24 protein-coding genes are annotated in these 16,647 nt (G+C 46.1%); 23 read left to right on the forward strand and 1 reads right to left on the reverse strand.

The features are described 5' to 3' along the window. Positions 1 to 63: 63 nt before the first annotated feature. Positions 64 to 2,286, forward strand: a complete 2,223-nt coding sequence (locus tag CGC65_RS14445) for a penicillin-binding transpeptidase domain-containing protein (protein WP_002567595.1) — start codon at positions 64 to 66, stop codon at positions 2,284 to 2,286. A gap of 82 nt (positions 2,287 to 2,368) precedes the next feature. Beyond that, positions 2,369 to 3,382 carry a class I SAM-dependent methyltransferase gene (locus tag CGC65_RS14450; protein WP_002573626.1) on the forward strand — a complete coding sequence of 338 codons (1,014 nt, stop codon included), beginning with the start codon at positions 2,369 to 2,371 and terminating at the stop codon, positions 3,380 to 3,382. A 96-nt stretch (positions 3,383 to 3,478) separates the two neighbouring features. Here the strand turns inward: CGC65_RS14450 and CGC65_RS14455 are convergent, their stop codons facing one another. Then, positions 3,479 to 5,308: a hybrid sensor histidine kinase/response regulator gene (locus tag CGC65_RS14455; protein WP_235622233.1), complete on the reverse strand. Its 1,830-nt coding sequence runs from the start codon at positions 5,306 to 5,308 to the stop codon at positions 3,479 to 3,481. Positions 5,309 to 5,546: 238 nt separating this feature from the next. Here CGC65_RS14455 and CGC65_RS14460 point away from each other — a divergent pair, with 238 nt between their 5' ends. From CGC65_RS14460 to CGC65_RS14560, 21 genes are all read left to right on the forward strand, one after another. Beyond that, complete coding sequence (locus tag CGC65_RS14460; protein WP_021938450.1) at positions 5,547 to 5,729, forward strand: helix-turn-helix domain-containing protein; 183 nt, start codon at positions 5,547 to 5,549, stop codon at positions 5,727 to 5,729. Between the two features lie 35 nt (positions 5,730 to 5,764). Further along, positions 5,765 to 5,989, forward strand: coding sequence for a hypothetical protein (locus CGC65_RS14465; RefSeq protein WP_007037271.1), 225 nt, complete (start codon positions 5,765 to 5,767; stop codon positions 5,987 to 5,989). Positions 5,990 to 5,999: 10 nt separating this feature from the next. Next, positions 6,000 to 6,506: a DNA cytosine methyltransferase gene (locus CGC65_RS31830; RefSeq protein WP_007037270.1), complete on the forward strand. Its 507-nt coding sequence runs from the start codon at positions 6,000 to 6,002 to the stop codon at positions 6,504 to 6,506. Beyond that, a complete protein-coding gene (locus tag CGC65_RS32725; protein WP_148552220.1) occupies positions 6,433 to 7,215 on the forward strand; it encodes a DNA cytosine methyltransferase in 783 nt (260 codons plus the stop codon). Before CGC65_RS31830 ends, CGC65_RS32725 begins: the two co-directional genes overlap by 74 nt. Positions 7,216 to 7,335: 120 nt before the next feature. Next, the gene (locus tag CGC65_RS14480) at positions 7,336 to 8,028 is read left to right on the forward strand and encodes a DNA cytosine methyltransferase (protein ID WP_235622232.1); all 693 of its coding nucleotides are present in this window, start codon (positions 7,336 to 7,338) and stop codon (positions 8,026 to 8,028) included. 9 nt (positions 8,029 to 8,037) lie between these two features. Beyond that, positions 8,038 to 8,331, forward strand: coding sequence for a hypothetical protein (locus CGC65_RS14485; RefSeq protein ID WP_007037266.1), 294 nt, complete (start codon positions 8,038 to 8,040; stop codon positions 8,329 to 8,331). A gap of 140 nt (positions 8,332 to 8,471) precedes the next feature. Continuing rightward, positions 8,472 to 8,792 (forward strand): hypothetical protein, encoded by a 321-nt coding sequence (locus CGC65_RS14490; protein WP_007037264.1) that lies wholly within the window; start codon positions 8,472 to 8,474, stop codon positions 8,790 to 8,792. 33 nt (positions 8,793 to 8,825) lie between these two features. Continuing rightward, positions 8,826 to 9,170, forward strand: coding sequence for a hypothetical protein (locus CGC65_RS14495; protein ID WP_007037263.1), 345 nt, complete (start codon positions 8,826 to 8,828; stop codon positions 9,168 to 9,170). Next, positions 9,170 to 9,529, forward strand: coding sequence for a hypothetical protein (locus CGC65_RS14500; RefSeq protein ID WP_007037262.1), 360 nt, complete (start codon positions 9,170 to 9,172; stop codon positions 9,527 to 9,529). The genes CGC65_RS14495 and CGC65_RS14500 overlap by 1 nt, the downstream gene beginning before the upstream one ends. Positions 9,530 to 9,547: 18 nt before the next feature. Then, entirely contained in the window at positions 9,548 to 9,838 is a 291-nt protein-coding gene (locus tag CGC65_RS14505) for a hypothetical protein (RefSeq protein ID WP_007037261.1), read from the forward strand. Next, the gene (locus CGC65_RS14510) at positions 9,839 to 10,345 is read left to right on the forward strand and encodes a hypothetical protein (protein WP_007037260.1); all 507 of its coding nucleotides are present in this window, start codon (positions 9,839 to 9,841) and stop codon (positions 10,343 to 10,345) included. After that, positions 10,302 to 10,652, forward strand: a complete 351-nt coding sequence (locus tag CGC65_RS14515) for a hypothetical protein (protein WP_235622231.1) — start codon at positions 10,302 to 10,304, stop codon at positions 10,650 to 10,652. The genes CGC65_RS14510 and CGC65_RS14515 overlap by 44 nt, the downstream gene beginning before the upstream one ends. Then, positions 10,652 to 10,954 (forward strand): hypothetical protein, encoded by a 303-nt coding sequence (locus tag CGC65_RS14520; RefSeq protein WP_007037258.1) that lies wholly within the window; start codon positions 10,652 to 10,654, stop codon positions 10,952 to 10,954. Before CGC65_RS14515 ends, CGC65_RS14520 begins: the two co-directional genes overlap by 1 nt. 417 nt (positions 10,955 to 11,371) lie before the next feature. Next, positions 11,372 to 12,292 carry a hypothetical protein gene (locus tag CGC65_RS14525; RefSeq protein ID WP_007037255.1) on the forward strand — a complete coding sequence of 307 codons (921 nt, stop codon included), beginning with the start codon at positions 11,372 to 11,374 and terminating at the stop codon, positions 12,290 to 12,292. Beyond that, positions 12,289 to 13,119, forward strand: a complete 831-nt coding sequence (locus CGC65_RS14530) for a ParA family protein (RefSeq protein WP_007037254.1) — start codon at positions 12,289 to 12,291, stop codon at positions 13,117 to 13,119. Before CGC65_RS14525 ends, CGC65_RS14530 begins: the two co-directional genes overlap by 4 nt. A gap of 1 nt (position 13,120) precedes the next feature. After that, a complete protein-coding gene (locus CGC65_RS14535; RefSeq protein WP_007037253.1) occupies positions 13,121 to 14,047 on the forward strand; it encodes a ParB/RepB/Spo0J family partition protein in 927 nt (308 codons plus the stop codon). Between the two features lie 173 nt (positions 14,048 to 14,220). After that, entirely contained in the window at positions 14,221 to 14,970 is a 750-nt protein-coding gene (locus CGC65_RS14540) for a VRR-NUC domain-containing protein (protein WP_007037251.1), read from the forward strand. Continuing rightward, complete coding sequence (locus CGC65_RS14545) at positions 14,967 to 15,359, forward strand: hypothetical protein (protein WP_007037250.1); 393 nt, start codon at positions 14,967 to 14,969, stop codon at positions 15,357 to 15,359. Before CGC65_RS14540 ends, CGC65_RS14545 begins: the two co-directional genes overlap by 4 nt. 18 nt (positions 15,360 to 15,377) lie before the next feature. Then, positions 15,378 to 15,752, forward strand: coding sequence for a hypothetical protein (locus CGC65_RS14550; protein WP_007037249.1), 375 nt, complete (start codon positions 15,378 to 15,380; stop codon positions 15,750 to 15,752). An 85-nt stretch (positions 15,753 to 15,837) separates the two neighbouring features. Further along, a complete protein-coding gene (locus CGC65_RS14555; protein WP_007037248.1) occupies positions 15,838 to 16,242 on the forward strand; it encodes an HNH endonuclease in 405 nt (134 codons plus the stop codon). A gap of 14 nt (positions 16,243 to 16,256) precedes the next feature. Next, the gene (locus CGC65_RS14560) at positions 16,257 to 16,646 is read left to right on the forward strand and encodes a hypothetical protein (RefSeq protein ID WP_008722332.1); all 390 of its coding nucleotides are present in this window, start codon (positions 16,257 to 16,259) and stop codon (positions 16,644 to 16,646) included. Position 16,647 lies beyond the last annotated feature (1 nt).

Here is a 16,647-nt window from a genome sequence, read left to right on the forward strand (position 1 = left end):
ATGGATTCAGCGGCAGTATGTCTGGGCCGTTATCATGATGGATATTTAAGAGAGGAACATAAAATGAGAAGCAGAAGGAGACGGAGAAGATCAAGGGCGGTTATTATCATTCCCCTGGTTTTGGTGTGTCTTATGGCCGCTGCTGCGGGCATGGCATTTTTATGGTTTGCAAAGGGACAGGCGGGTGTAAGGCAGGCTGCGCCGGATGAACGGTTCATGGAGTATACAGGATATCTGACCGAGGGGAATTACGAAGCCATGTACCGGATGCTGGATTCCGGGAGCCGAATGGACATCAGCCAGGAGGATTTTATCACCAGGAATAAGAAGATATATGAGGGCATCGGCGCCTCCTCCATCCGGGTGGATATTACCGGAGTGGAGGAAAAGGAGGACCAGGGTATTCAGACGGTCAGCTATGAGACCAGCATGGAGAGCCTGGCAGGCACCATCCATTTTTTCAACCAGGCGGATTTTAAGCTGGAGGCATCCTCAGGGGCTGCCGGGACAGACAGCCATGACAGTGAAAAGGCAGGAAAGAAAAGGAAGGAAGCAAAAGACGAAGAATACAGATTGATCTGGAACGACCGCGTCATATTTCCCAACCTGAGCTGGAACGATAAGGTAAGGGTCACCACGGATAAGGCCGTAAGGGGAAGCGTCCTGGACCGAAACGGTATTATGCTGGCCGGAAAGGGAAGCGCGTCCATGGTGGGACTTGTGCCGGGAAAGATGAGCCGTGAGGCAGACAATTATTCAGAGGACGAAATAAACATGCTTTCAGAGCTTTTAGGTGTTTCCGCTGACAGTATCCGCAAAAAGCTGTCGGCTAACTGGGTGAAGGATGATTCCCTTGTTCCCATTAAAACATTAAAGAAGGTGGATGAGCTCAATCTCCAATCCGCTCTCCCTGAGGATGAGAATGTACAGAACAGGGCGCTTCAGGACGAACTTCTGACCATTCCGGGCGTCATGATCACAGATACGCCTGTCAGATATTATCCCCTGGGCGAAAAGGCTGCCCATCTGGTGGGTTATGTACAGAATGTAACGGCAGAGGATCTTGAGGAGCACAAGGGAGAAGGATACCTGTCGGACAGCGTCATCGGCAGGAGCGGCATGGAAGGTCTGTTTGAGAAGGAGCTAAAGGGACAGAATGGCCGCATTATATCCATTGTTACATCCCAGGGAGAAGAAAAGCAGGTTTTGGCAGCCATTCCCAGAATTGACGGTCAGGATATCACCCTCACCATAGACAGCAGCCTGCAGGAGTTGGTGTATGATGCATTCCGGGACAGTAAAAGCTGCACCGTGGCCATGAATCCCTACACAGGAGAGGTTCTTGCTCTGGTGAACACGCCCAGCTATGATAACAATGACTTTATCCTGGGCATGTCGGAGGAAACCTGGACCGGACTGAATGAGGATGAGAGAAAGCCTATGTTAAACCGTTTCAGGCAGCGCTTTGCCCCAGGCTCCTCCTTTAAGCCCATCACAGGCGTTATCGGCCTTACAGCAGGCGTCCTTACGCCGGATGAGAATTTTGGGGAGGACGCAGCAGGACTAAGCTGGCAGAAGGATGCCGGCTGGGGCGGCTATCACGTTACCACCCTTCACGGTTACAGTCCGGTCAACCTTAAAAATGCCTATATCTACTCGGATAACATATATTTTGCTAAAGCAGCCCTGAAAATCGGATATGATGATTTCATGGCAGGACTGGACCGGCTGGGCTTTAACCAGAAGCTTCCCTTTGAAATCTCGGTGGCTGAATCCCAGTACTCCAATGCTGACCGGATTGAAACGGAAATCCAGCTGGCGGACAGCGGATACGGTCAGGGCCAGGTGCTGGTGAATCCCATCCATCTGGCATCCCTTTATACCATGTTCCCCAACCAGGGAAAGGTTCTGAAACCCTATCTTATATACAAGGATACACCGGTGCCGGAGATCTGGATTGAGGACGCCTGTACACAGGAAACAGCAGAGACCGTGGAGGACGCAATGAAGGCTGTAATCAGTTCGGAACACGGCACAGGACATGCAGCCATGCGTTCAGACATTACTCTGGCAGGAAAGACAGGAACGGCTGAGATAAAAGCATCCAAGGAAGATACAAGCGGCACGGAACTGGGATGGTTTGCCGTTTACACGGCGGATAAGGACATACAGAAGCCGGTTCTTATGGTCAGCATGGTGGAAGATGTGAAGAATGCCGGAGGAAGCGGCCTGGTGGTCAGAAAATCCAGGGATGTGCTGGGAGCCTATATACCGTCAGGCCAGTAGGACAATCCGAAGATACAGACATATACTATTATGGAGGAGGGAATCAGCATAAACTGTATATGGGGGATTGGAGGGGAAATCAATGCCTATGGATTCATTTTCATCAGAAGGGATTTTGCGGAGGCTTATCAGGCTTCCCTATCTCCCGCTGTATGTGGGAGTATTGAACGCGGCGGTAGAGCTGGACGTTTTTTCGGACCTTACCCAGCGTAAGAGCGTCAGGGAGCTTTCAGAGGAGAGAGGGTGGAATGAAGATAACACGCGGTATTTCCTGGACGCCCTTTACTGTCTTGGATTTATTTGGAAAAGGGATGGAATGTACTGCAACTGCAGGGAAACGGACCGTTATCTTGTAAAAGGCAGACCGGAATACATCGGAGGACATCTGGCTTTTCACTGCGCAGAGGATTGTATGGGATGCAGGGATATTAAGAGGCTGGTTGAAGAGGGGCCCGGCGGAGACAGCCAACCGGAGGGGAAGCTGGCCTTTGAGCAGTACGTACAGAACATGCGGGATTCCCAACTGGGCTTCCGCCAGACCGAGATACAGAAAATGGTAAAGGAACTTCCGGAATATCCGGAAATCCGGAAGATTTTGGATTTAGGCTGTGCAACGGGACTGCTGGGCCTTGGCGTGATTGGAGAACGGGAGGATGTGTACGGTATCCTCTATGACCGGCCAGCTATGGAACCGGCAATCCGGGAGTCCATCCGTCTGTCAGGCCTGGAAGAGAGAGCGGTACCTATGACAGGAGATTATCTGACGGATGATATAGGAAGTGGCTATGACCTGGTTTTGGCCATTGCCACCTTAAGCTTTGTTGAACAGGAGATGGCCGGCCTGATGAAGAAACTTTACAAGGCCATGAATCCGGGCGGCGTGCTGCTTTGCTATTCAGAGGGAATCGAGCGGGATGGCTCCGGACCATGGGACATGATGCTGGGCTGGCTTCCGTATAATATGCAGGGATATAACCTTGGAGTGAAGAAGAATGAAATAACAGAGGCTGCCATGGCAGCCGGCTTCAGGAGTGCTGAGAAACGGACCGGGATCTATTCCACAGGCAACGTGGATGTGGATATATTCAGAAAATAACATTATAAGAGCCAGATATGAAAATAAGCTGGATACGAAAAAACAGAGAGGCTGCCGGACTTTGCGGGTACAGCCTCTCTGCCTTTGTGTGAGCTCTCAGCCCAGCCAGCGAAACATGATGGTCTCCAGCTGTCGGATATCAATGGGCTTTGCCATATGCTGGTTCATACCGGCTTCCAGAGCCAGCTTAATGTCTTCGGTAAACGCATTTGCAGTCATAGCCACGATGGGGATGGAGGCTGCGTCCGAACGTTCCATGGCACGAATCCTCCGGGTGGCCTGGTAACCGTCCATGTGGGGCATCTGTATATCCATGAAGATAAGGTCATAGTATCCTGTAAAGGAGGCCGCGAACATTTCAACTGCCTCCCGGCCATCCATGGCTGTCTCTACATGGGCCCCGGTGTTCTGCAGGAAAGCCATGGCTATTTCCTGGTTCAGGGGATTGTCTTCCGCCAGCAGAATCCGCTTGCGGGAAAAATCAGCGTTGGGAAGCCCGGGAAGGGAGGCTGCAGCGGTTTCTTCCTCCTCATGGAGGGCAAAGCGCCGCAGCATGCATATGAGCTTGGAGGGAAACAGGGGCTTGGAAATGAATCCGTTGGCTCCGGCTTCTTTTGCGGCGGCCTCGTATTCAGCAGTGTCATAGGCTGAGATAACGATAATGGGAACGTGACAGCCTGCCTGGGCACGGATTTGTCTGGTCACCTCGATGCCGTCCATGTCAGGCATACGCAAATCCACGATGACAGCAAAAAATCCTTTTAGGTCACGGTGGGCGGAAACCACTCTGGAGACAGCCTCCCTGCCGGATGTCACAAAGGAGCTGTTCATGCCAATCTGGTTCAGACACCGGCATGTCTCCTCGCATACGATTCTGTCATCATCCGCCACAAGGACCGGGAGCTCGGTAAGGACCGAGGAATCTGGCAGAATCTGGTTTCTCAGTCTCAGGTTAAAGGTAACTGTAAAACGGGAACCACGGCCGGGCGTACTCTCTACCCAAATGTCGCCGTCCATCATCCTGGCTATGTTGCGGGTGATAGCCATACCCAGGCCGGTTCCCTGAACACTCCGGATTCGTTCATCCTCAGCTCTTTCAAAAGGCTCAAAGACGCGCTCTATGAATTCAGGCGATATTCCCACCCCGTTGTCCTCACATACCAGCCGGTAGGTGCTGTAACCCTGCTGCGGACTGCGTGTTTCTGACAGCTCCAGCGTAATGGTCCCGCCGTGGGGCGTGTATTTGATGGCATTGGACAGAAGATTATTGATGATTTGCTGAAGCCGCTGCATATCACCGCACACAGCCTCGTGTTCCAGTGTTTCTATATGGATATTGAGAGTGTGGCCTCTGCGCTTTAAGTCTGGCTGTATCATGGAGATAACATCCTTAAAGAGGGAATCCAGAAGAAAGTCCTCCTCAGACAGGACGATACGCCCGCTTTCTATCTTTGACATGTCCAGAACCTCATTAATCAGTGAGAGAAGAAGCTTGGAGGAACTGGTGATTTTTCCTAGACAATCTATCACCCGGTCCGGATCATCGGCGCAGGAGGCAGCGATGGCTGTCAGCCCGATGATGGCGTTCATGGGGGTGCGGATATCATGGCTCATTCTGGACAGAAAGGTGCTTTTGGCCTGGTTGGCCACCTGGGCAGCGTTGAGGGCATCCTGCAAAAGCTCCTTCTGGCGTTTTTCCTCCCTGATTTCCGTGATGTCGGAGCGGGTCAGAAGGATGATCTTCCGCTGACGGTTGTAGTAACTGTAGCGCAGCTTTTTATCCCTGAGGATACCATTCTGGATGGTTCGGGAGTAAAGGATGTATTCTTTGTTTTGTTCCAGCTCCTTTATTACATTGTCAAGGCTCATAAGACGGGTAGTTTCTTCCCATTCATCCACAGGAAGATAGGCCCGGTTATATTCCATGAGCTCGTTTTCGTAATTGTCTCCCACCTCCGGGGGAAGCAGGTTTTCTGAACTGTGGGAAGACAGGTACCGGATATGGTGGTTTGTATTTGGCTAAGTTGTAAAATCAAGTGCGACAAGGGTTAATAGCTCTATCGCACTTGATTTTTTATTGTGGAAAATATGAGTGCTACAAGAGAATTAAAAACTCTTGTAGCACTTTTATTTTGCCAATTTTTAAGGAAAGGTGGGCGGAAACGTGAAAAAAGGAGATAAGCGTATTACATACGCCGACAGACAGAAGATTGAAGCAATGGAGCGAACCGGGGCAAAGGTTACAGATATTGCAAAGGCGGTTGGATTTCACAGAGCAACGATTTATAACGAATTGAAGCGTGGGGGAACACCATACCGGGCAGAAGTAGCACAGAGAAGTTTATAAATGCCAGGCGGCAGCAGTATAGAAAGGAACTCAACATGGAAGTGTGGATATTACGAGGGACAGACCCGGAAACATTGGAAGAAAAGATAAATAAGCAGTTGGAAGAGGTGGAAAAGGTAAAATCATTTTTCCATACGCCAACGGTTCAATATCAAACGGCAGTAGTGCCGCAGATGAGAGGGGATAAGGTAACGGGTTATAAGGTGGAGTATTCAGCAATGGTTGCAGTAGAAGCAAAACCGTTATTCCGGGAAGCGTAGGTGGCAGCAGATGAAAAGAAAATTAAAGGTTAATGACTTCTTTTGTGGATGCGGCGGAATGGGTATTGCATTTAAAAATGCCGGGTATGAAATAGCCGGGGCATGGGACTTTGATAAATACGCCGTGGAGAGTTACCGGGCAAACGTAGGGGACCATGTACAGAAAGCAGACATAAAGGAATTGCACCAAGCAGACATACCACAAGCGGATGTGTGGGCGTTTGGCTTTCCTTGCCAGGATTTGAGCGTTGCCGGAAAGCAACGGGGCATGATTTTAAAATGCGAGGATTGCGGCGAGGAAATAGAGATAAACCCGGAAGAGTACACGGGCAACACCATTTGCCCCAAGTGTAGCAGTAACAATTTTAAGGCGGCGAGCCGTAGCGGATGTTTCTTTGAAATGATGCGATTACTTGAAGAAACAGAGAGAGAGAGAACACGCCATGCCGGCCGTTATCATTGCGGAGAATGTGCGAGGGTTACGCCCATATCTGCCAGTGTTACGCCTGGAATATGAACGCCACGGGTACACGGCACATATTGAAATGTTTAATTCCAAATATTGGAACGTGCCACAGAACCGGGACCGTTACGCAGTAGTAGGGACCAGGAACAAAAAGAACCTATCATTTACATTTCCAAAAGAGCAACACGAATTTGTACCGAAATTATCGGATTACCTGGAAAAAGACGTGCCGGAAAAATATTACTTGCCGGATGAAAAAGCACAAACCATTATAGCCCAGGCAATGGAGAAATTAGAGAAAATGGGAAAGTGCCATGCGTGCATTACGCCGGACCGTATCAACAAGCGGCAGAACGGACCGAGGGCAAAGGCAGAGGACGAGCCAATGTTTACACTTACCGCCCAGGATTTACACGGCGTTATCATCCTGGAAGATAAAAAAAAGAGGAAAGCACGGGGGGGGGGGCAGCAGACAACCACAGATAATAAATGTTGCGAACACAAACCCGTCCGGTCATGGGATGAACGGAAGCGTATACTTTGCCGAGGGATTAGCCCCAACGCTTACAACCAACAAGGGCGAGGGGATAAAAGTAATGACAATAGAGAATGTCCGTTTGAAAACGGAATAATCCAAGCGCAAAAGAACGGATGCGGCACGTTTGTAGCAGTTGCACCAACTCTTCTTTCATCAGACTATAAACAACCGCCGTTAGTGATAGAAAAGCGAAAGGAACAAGACAATGGAAAGAACCAATAACCAGGGTTGCCAAATGGTGGGGATGCTTGACATAAAAGGACAAGACCAATGCCGCCGGGTGTATTCCGTGGACGGAATAGCACCAACCCTTACAACATCCGGGTGGGGGGGCAAAGGGAAGTGAAAATATTTGATACAAAGCGGTTGAGGGTGCGAAAGTTGACCCCTAAAGAATACGGAATTTTACAAGCGTTCCCTATGGACGATTGGAAACAAGTTGTTTCAGATAGCCAGGCATATAAACAATTTGGCAATGCAGTAACCACAACGGTATTTACCGCAATAGCGGAAGAGATAGCAAAAAGCATTTATGCAGCAGAAGAAAGCGAGGAACAAAACATGGAAGCAGAAAACAAGAATTTTACCGGGATGAATGAACCGGAAGAGAAGCCAACGGCGGAAAGCGTTTTGACGGTAGCAGAAGCCCAGGCGGCAGCAAGCCAGGAAGAAACAACTAAAACTGCAATTCCGGCAGAGGAAACCATAACGCCGGACGCATTAGCCGCCGGGATGTTACATTTTCTTCTTGATAGTGGAATTGTAGCGAGTGCGTGCGTGACAGATGAAACAGAAAAGATGTTTGCAAAGCACATTAAAGAGGAATTGGACGGAATGACGATTGGGGAAGCACCAGAGATATTGAGAGATTGGGAAGCGGCACAAAACGCCGTCAATGATATGCTTTCAAAATATGCACCGGGCGGATATATGGGGAAAATCATTTATCCATTACTTACCCCATTAAAAGAGCGGTTGGAAGCCGGAGAAAGAACACCGGATTTATACAACGCCATTGTAGAAGCCACAAGGTAGGTGCGGCGTATGACATTGGCGGACATTGTGGGCGTTATGTCCGGCCCGGACCGTGTGCGGATTACAAAAGGCAGAGTGGAATTATTTGCCGGATATTTGGGTAATTTGGTACACATGGCAGAATATGAAGCACTTATGGCGGAAGAGGTCACACGGATAAAAGAAAAAGTGGACATAACCCATAAAAGGTATAAGGAATTGGGGCTAATGCAGCCGTTACACCCGGAAGAAACACCAAATTACAGTTTTTCGGATTTGCAGTTGACTATATATCGGGAAATCATATTGAAAAGTGAGGAATAAGACGTGGCAGAAATTGGAAAATTGGAAATTACCGTTTTGGATATGCCAAAAATCCAAAGGTTATTGAAGAGGTACGAGAAAATCCAAAGGCGGCGTGCCTGGAGAAATCACGCAAGGACAAAGAAAGTGAGGAATAACACATGGAAGAAAAAACAATGATGCCTATTAACAATCAGATTGAGCCGGATTTTTTAGAACACATCAAAAGCACCTTTAAGCGGTGGAGAGATTTAAACACCCAGGGCGTGACGATTGGGGCAAGGGAATTAAGTAATTTTGCCTTTACCTTAAAAGGTGCATCCATGAATAGCCATTTGGGATTTAAGTACAATTTCAACCCACGGGGAACGGATGCAGACGGAAACCCGGCAATCACATTAAAACTTTATACCAAACCGGAGCAGATGAACCCGGCAGCAGATAGGCCGGTATATGAATTTGCAGCCCCTTACATGGTTTAGGGTGCAGCAGTACAGAAAGCGAGGGAACGCAACATGATGCAGAAATTAAAAGAAGAAATCACGGCAGCAGCCAACAGAGAATTAAACCGGGCAAATGAGCAATTCCCGTTATTTACATCAAAACATGAGGGCGTGGCGGTTGCCTATGAGGAATTGGAAGAGAGCAAAGAAGCCCTTGAAGAGTTAGAAGCATCCTTTAAGTGCTTATGGGATGATGTGAGAGGGAAAGAAACGCCTCGTTATCTGAAAGAAGAGATAACACCGCTTAAAATTGCAGATTACGCAATTAACCTTGCGTGCGAAGCCGTACAGACGGCCGCTATGCTTATGAAATATGAAATGAGCCTTAACCTGGCAGCAGAAAGAGAGGGCGAATAATGGCAATATATGCAATTGATTTTGATAACACGTTGGCTATTACCCGTTTCCCGGAAATCATAGCCCCCAATAAAAAAATGGTTGCTTTTGCGAAAACGGTAAAAGCCCAGGGACACAAAATAATATTATGGACAAGCAGAGCCGGGGCAGACCTGGAAAATGCCGTGGAGTGGTGCAGATTGCAAGGGATTGTATTTGATGCCGTGAATGAGCCATTACCGGAGCAGATAAAGCGGTGGGGCAATGATACAAGAAAAATCTATGCGGATTATTACATAGACGATAAGAACATGACAATAGCCCAAGCGGAAAGCACCATGAACCAAATAAAAGAGATTATGGAAGAAATGGCAGAGTAGAAAGCGAGGGAACACAACATGGGACAGTTTAAAGATTATATGGATTTGGACGAACACCCTTTTACGGGATTAAGAAAACTATCAATGCCGTTCAAAGCAAGAATTAAAAACACCGAGTACATAAGAAAGTTTTTTGACGGAACGCCAAACTTTAGCCAGGTGGAAGATGTGACGATTGGAAAGGTTTATGAAATCCATGCGGTAAATGGCTACGGGGATGTTTCGGACTTTATTTTCACGGATGATTTGGGAAATGAAAATAGATTAGGAAGTTTCTTTTTTGAAGATGCAGAAAGCGAGGATAAATAAATGGGATTTATGGACAATTTTACATCAGATAGCCCGGTAACGGTAAAGCAGCCGGATTATTACGTAATGACAAAAGAAGCAGCCAAAGCGGAGTTAATCACAAATGCGGTCAATGCGGAAGTGCCGGGGTATTACATCCAAGCAATGATTACCGGAAAAAAGCCGGATTTTCTTAATACCCTGGATGCAGAGGAAGAGGAAACGGGATTTAGAACGGAATATGAGCAGATAACCGGGGCGGTGGTATCAATTTTTGAAGCCTGGGAGAAAGAAAACGGCGTTGAGAGTGCAGCGGACGGATTACATAGGCTTATAGATGATTTAAGCAAAAACCGGATTGAAGAATTAAGGGTAATCAGAGAAAACAGAGAAGCAGAAAACGCAATATTAAGCAAATTACTAATTCTGCCATTATGTGGGGACAAAAGCAGAGCGGAAGAAACAGAAAGCGAGGGAACACAACATGATGCAGACGGCAGCAGTACAGAAGATAAGCGAACAGAATAGCCCATATAAAGCAATGTTGGACCGGGCCTATATGATAGGCTACACGGATGCCATGAACCAGGAGAGAAGCCGCAGAAGAGCCGCCAGGGAACGCCGGGAAAGAAAAAAGTATTTTGCCATGCAGAAGTTAAACGGCGTTGCGTTGCTGATTTTCACGGCCGTAGCAATCAAGATTTTAGAGGGGGATGCAACAATAGCATTTATAACCGTTCCTTTAGGGTTATCCATGCTTTTATCCAAAGAAATGTTGGTTATCAATAAATATTATTGGAGATGTGAGGAAAAGGCGGAAAGAGGGGTGCAGTAATGAAGTTTGTTATCCAGGGATTAAAGTACGATACGGATAAAATGAAGAAAATAGCGAATGTGAAGAAATGGTATGAAACCAATAGCCCACTTGTTAAGGCAATTTACGGAAATAGAGAAGTAGGAACTACATACGATTGTGAATTGTGGAGAAGTGAAAAAGGAAATTGGCTTTTGACGCATACAGAGGACTACAACAAGAAAGTAGGACACGCCATAACAGAAGAGGAAGCAAAAAGCCTTTTAATGAGATATGCACCGGATATTTACGAAACAGAGTTTGAAGAAATACCGGAAGCATAGAAAAAGCGAACCCCTATTGCAAAGGTGGGGACCTAAAACAATAGGGGTTGGAACTCAACAAAGAGAGTATAGCACAATATATAGTGTTTGTAAATGCGGTTTTTCTATATATAGGAAGAAACCGCATTGGAAAGGTTGGTTTTACATGGTCGTAAGGATTATTACCATAATTGCAGCAGTTACGGCAACGGGATTTTTCACGCTTGCTGCTTTATGGTTCATAGGATTTTTGAAAGTCCGCCAGGCGTGGGCGTGGCTTTTTGAAGATTGGGACCGTAGATTTTAATTTTTTTTGACGGTGCAACCGGGTTTAGCCGTCCTTGTAATGGGCCTTAACATATCAACCATTATAGAAATATATGTTTTATATCTGCCTGGATAGGTGGGTTTTAGATAGATAAGTGAAAAGGTGGGGCAATGGGTAAAAGATATTATGACAATTACGATTATGAGGAAGCATACAAGGAGCAGTGCAAGAAGTTAGAGGAAGCAGAAATGGAAAGGTGGATGAAAGAGGGGTGGGTAAACTGCCTATACAGAACATCCACATACAAAAGCACCAATACAGAGAGCAACACAACATTGCTTGAAAGTATGGTGTACCCGTCCTTTAAATTCAAAGCAGATATGCCAAAGACGGAAAAGAAGAGAGAAACAAGCCCGTCACAATCAAACCTCAACGATAAGAACGCAAGACGGTATTTAATCCGTTTAGCCAATATCAATTTTGGAAAAGGGGATATATGGGCTACGTTTGGTTGGAATAATGGGTTATTGCCGGAAACCTACGAGGATGCAAAAAAAGATGTGGTTAATTTCATACGCCGCATAAACCGCAAGCGTAAAAAGTTAGGGTTAGAAAATGCAAAGTATATTTACATAATCGCATTTGAGGAATACACACGCCCACATTTTCATTTACTCATATCCGGCGGAATAGACCGTGACGAGTTAGAAAGAATGTGGGGAAAGTGCGATAGACCAAACACCAGGAACATAAGCCCGGACGAGAATTTTTTATTAACCGGACTTGCTACATACATAACACAGAACCCACACGGAACAAAGCGTTGGTGTCCGTCCAAGAATTTGAAAAAACCGGATGAACCAAAACGCAGTTACTCAAAATTCAGAAAAGCAAAGGTGGAGAAAATGGCCTTTGATAGTAGCGTGTTACAAGCAGAAATGGAAAAGGCATATCCGGGCTTTACGTTCCTGGATGCAGAGGTAAAGCACAACGGAGTAAACGCAGCCTTTTACATATACGCCCGTATGGTTAAAAAGGGCGAGAAGCCGAAAGGCAAGCCACAAAAAAGAAAGCGAGGGAACAAAGCATGAAAATTATTTGCACACTAAACCTAAAGGGCGGATGTGCCAAGACCACAACGGCGGTCAGTATGGCGGAATTATTAGCAACCGGGTTTAAATCAAAGCGTGGAGCAGTTGAGCCGGGAAAAGTCCTTTTGTTCGACAATGACAAGCAAGGAAACGCAAGCCGCTTATTTAATCAATACCTGGGGGACACAGAAGCCCCGGCGGCAGCAGTATTAAAAAGAGCCACATTCCGGGGAAACACAATAAGACACACGAAAATTGAGAATTTGGACATTGTACCATGCAATTATTTTATGGAGTTGGCGGAATTGGAGATTAAGGCGGACACGGAAACGCCACAACATGACAGATACCGCCGGGCATTTGAAGAATTAAAAAATACGCCGCCATTTGGAAATTATGATTACTGCATCATAGACAACGCCCCGGATTTAGGCATGAATGTAATAAACGCCCTTGTGGCAGCGGATGAAATTGTTATACCCGTGAATTTAGATTGCTATTCCCTGGACGGATTGGAAGAATTGGTGGACCAGGTAAACAATGTTAGGCAGTTGAACCGCAAAGCCCACATTGCCGGGGTGCTTATTACGGACTATGAGAAATCAGACACAAGCGAAGCGGCGGAAACATGGTTGAGAGAAAAAAGCGGATTGCCCGTATTTAATACAATCATACGCCATTCCAAGAAAGTAAAAGACAGTACATTTTACCACAAAACGCCAATAGCCTATTGCGTGAGAAGCGGAGCGGCACAAGGATATAAAAATTTCATCCTGGAATACATGAATAAACCACACATGGTAGCAGAGCAGAAAGAGAGGGGATAACATGGGCTTTAATATTATGGACCTTATGAACGGAGCAACCAGGGCAGCAGTTGAGGGCGTAGACAACTACGAAGCAATAACCCTTAACCTGGACGAAATCAAAGTTACGAAGCACAACCGTTATAGCATGGACGATTTGGAAGAATTGGCAACATCAATTCTTATGGACGGATTGCAAGAGCCGTTAATCATTGGCCGGGTAAATGGGGAGTATCTTCTTTCCGGTGGACATAGACGGCGTGAAGCCCTTGTTATTTTGCAGAACGAGGGACACACGGAGATTACGCAGAACATCCCGTGCCGCTTTAAGGACATGACGGAAACGCAATTTAGATTATCCTTGCTAATCGGCAATACCTTTAACCGAAAAATGACCGATTACGATTTGATGAACCAGGCGGCAGATTGGAAAGAGGTATTGACCCAGGCGAGAAAGGAAAAATTGTTAGTTCTGGAAGAGGGAAAAAGGGTTAGGGATTATGTGGCGGCAGTCCTGGGGGAAAAACCAACCAAGATTGCACAGTTGGAAGCAATTAACAACAATGCCACGGAAGAGGTAAAAGAGCAGTTTGAAAAAGGCAATATGAAAATTACAAGTGCCTATGAAACAAGCAGATTATCCGAGGATGCACAAAAAGAGGTTGCGGCAGCAGTTGAAGCCGGGGCGGATATAAAGAGCGAAGAGATAAAACAGATGTCCGAGGAGAAGAAAAAGAAGCGTAAGACCGCCGAGGACATAGCCAAGGAACAAAATGTGTCAGATACCGACACATCCGAGGAAGAAAAGGCAAATGCCAAGAAATTACACGCCGTAAAAATGCTTGAAAAATATTATATCTATCTTTCCGAAGAGGAAACGGGCATTTTGGAACGGATGTTGGAAGATTGCAAACGCCGTAAACGTGAATATGCCTTAGAGGAAGATTAAACGGGTATGGGGAAAATTATATTATTCCCCACGCACCCGGATTATTGCAAAAGGTGTATTTATTCCAGGGACAACGGAACGTGTGCAAGCGAGAAATACAACGAAAATCAATACAAGGTAAATTGCGTGTGGCATTACTGCAAATACCGGAAAGAAAAGGCGGAATATGAAACATGAGTATGCAGAACATGAAGAGAAGCGAAACAACGGAGCAAATAGCCCTTTTCAATTGGGCGAAGCGGACAGAAAGCATATTGCCGGAATTGGCGTTGATGTACCATGTGCCAAACGAGGGCAAAAGGAGCAATGGCGGAATATTAAAGGCGGCCGGACTTAAAAGCGGCGTGCCGGATATATGCCTACCCGTTGCAAATAACGGCTTTCACGGGTTGTATATCGAATTGAAGTTTGGAAAGAATAAGGCAACCAAAGCCCAGGAAGAGTATATGGCAATGCTTAATGCACAAGGTTATAAAACGGCGGTGTGCTATGGGGCAGAGGAAGCCGGGGAAGAAATATTGTCATATCTCACAGAACCGGGACGGATGCCAAAGAAAGCGTGCGTAAATGCACCGTGGATTAACGGAAAGTGTGACGGTATCAATTTACCGTCACGAATGTTTAGCCGGGAAGAGTGCAGAGGGTGCAAGAATTTTAATCCAGGAAGAGAAGAGAGAATAATAAACGAGATTTTAAACGAACACCCGGAAAAGAGAGAAATAAAGCAAGCAATTATAAATCTTTCATGCGGTCAGACGGGAAATAAAAAGATTGAGAGCATGGAAGATACATTGGAGATTATCAACGCCACATTGGGCGGAATGGTAAAAGGCAATGAATTGACCGTGGAGCAGTCGGCAGCAGTATTAACGGTTGCTATGAAAGCCTACGAAGTAGGAAAGAAAGCGAGGATGAAAGTATGAGTGCAAAAGCAGATAAAACGGGTTCATGTTCCTTTTGTGGACAGACCAAAATAATACAGGTCCCGGAAGAGTGGGAGCAAGGGCAGATTAACGAAGCGGTAACGTGTGAGTGCGAATGTGAGCAAGCACAAGCATACGCCAAAGCAAAAGAGAGAAAGGACAAGGCAAAGAAAAGAGTAAATGAATTATTCGGCAGCGGTGCAGAAAAGCCCGTTGCGGAAGATGTGGTTAATCTTTTAATTGCAACCGTTGATGCAATCGAGGATAAGCACATGAAAGGGATTACCGTTGATGTGGGGCATGGCGTAAAAGCAAAGGTTTCTAAAATGGCGAAAGAAAGTATTAAGGTTGAACGGTCGGAGAATAAAAAGACCACATACGAAGAATAGCGGATTGGGGGGGCAGTATTGCAAAGAATTGATGATGATATTAAAGCCACAGTAAAAAAGATTATCCAGGGCAACGAGAAACGCAAACGCCGGATGCTTAACGGGAACGCATCAGCATTTGACCGTATGGCATATAGCGTGATAAATGAAGCCCTTAATAATTCATGCCACAACATAGATAGCGAAGCGGCACGGGAGCAGATGCAGAAACAAATATATAAAAGCGTGGTTCATTGTACGCCGTATGAAAGTATTTATGATGTGATGTGTGGCCGCCGTCAATTCTACGATTACCGCAATGAATTTATAACCGCAGTTGCCGAGGGGCTAGGAATGTTGCCAGGCAGCAGGACTAAAAGGAATACCGGATGCAGCAGTACAACGGGGACATAATAGCAAGGCAAAAGAATTTATAATTGGGTTATGGGGTAGCAATACACATAACCCATAAACCATTTACAGAAAGGGCGGTGGGACCGTGAAAGAATATGCAAAGGGCTTTTATAAGTCCGCCGCATGGAAGAGAGCAAGGCAGCAAGTAATAACCAGGAGCAACGGATTGTGCGAACGGTGCAAGGCGAGAGGAATATATAAGCCAGGTTACATTGTACATCACAAAGAATATATTACGCCGGGCAATATCAGCAATCCAAACATCACATTGAACCTGGACAACCTGGAATATGTTTGTGAGGATTGCCACAACAAAGAACACAAGGCAGTACATACACCAATGCGTTATCAGTATGATGCAAACGGAAATTTATTACCGCCGAAAGAAAATAATAAATCAGACCACACCCCCGGTGTGCAGAATTTGACACCGGGTAAAAGAACCGAGGGAGTTACCTCAAAAAAACTCCGCAAGGTCGCACGCATATGAGGGGGGGTATATTTATGGCAGAAAGCAAGAATGATTTAACAGAAAATAAGAAAAAAAGACCGAACAAATTAACAAATGCGAGGATTAAAAAAGAGATAGAGTTTTTAGAAAAAATGTTCGTTGGGGTTGATGATGAAAACAAGAAAACCCTTATAAATTCACTGATTGAGGAAGCGGCGTTTTTAAAAGTGGCTTGTTTCCAGGCGAAAGAAGAATTGAAAAAAGAGGGCCTTACAACGGAAACCGTGAATGCATCACAGAAATTTGTAAAAGCCCACCCCTCAACCCAAATTTACGAGAAATATTCACGCCAATATACCGCAATTATCCACTCACTCATTGAGTATTTACCGCCAAAAGAAAAAGAAAAAGTGGACCGTTTGGCGGCGTTACGGGATGAATAGT

This window comes from Enterocloster bolteae, assembly GCF_002234575.2.
Lineage (GTDB): Bacteria > Bacillota > Clostridia > Lachnospirales > Lachnospiraceae > Enterocloster > Enterocloster bolteae.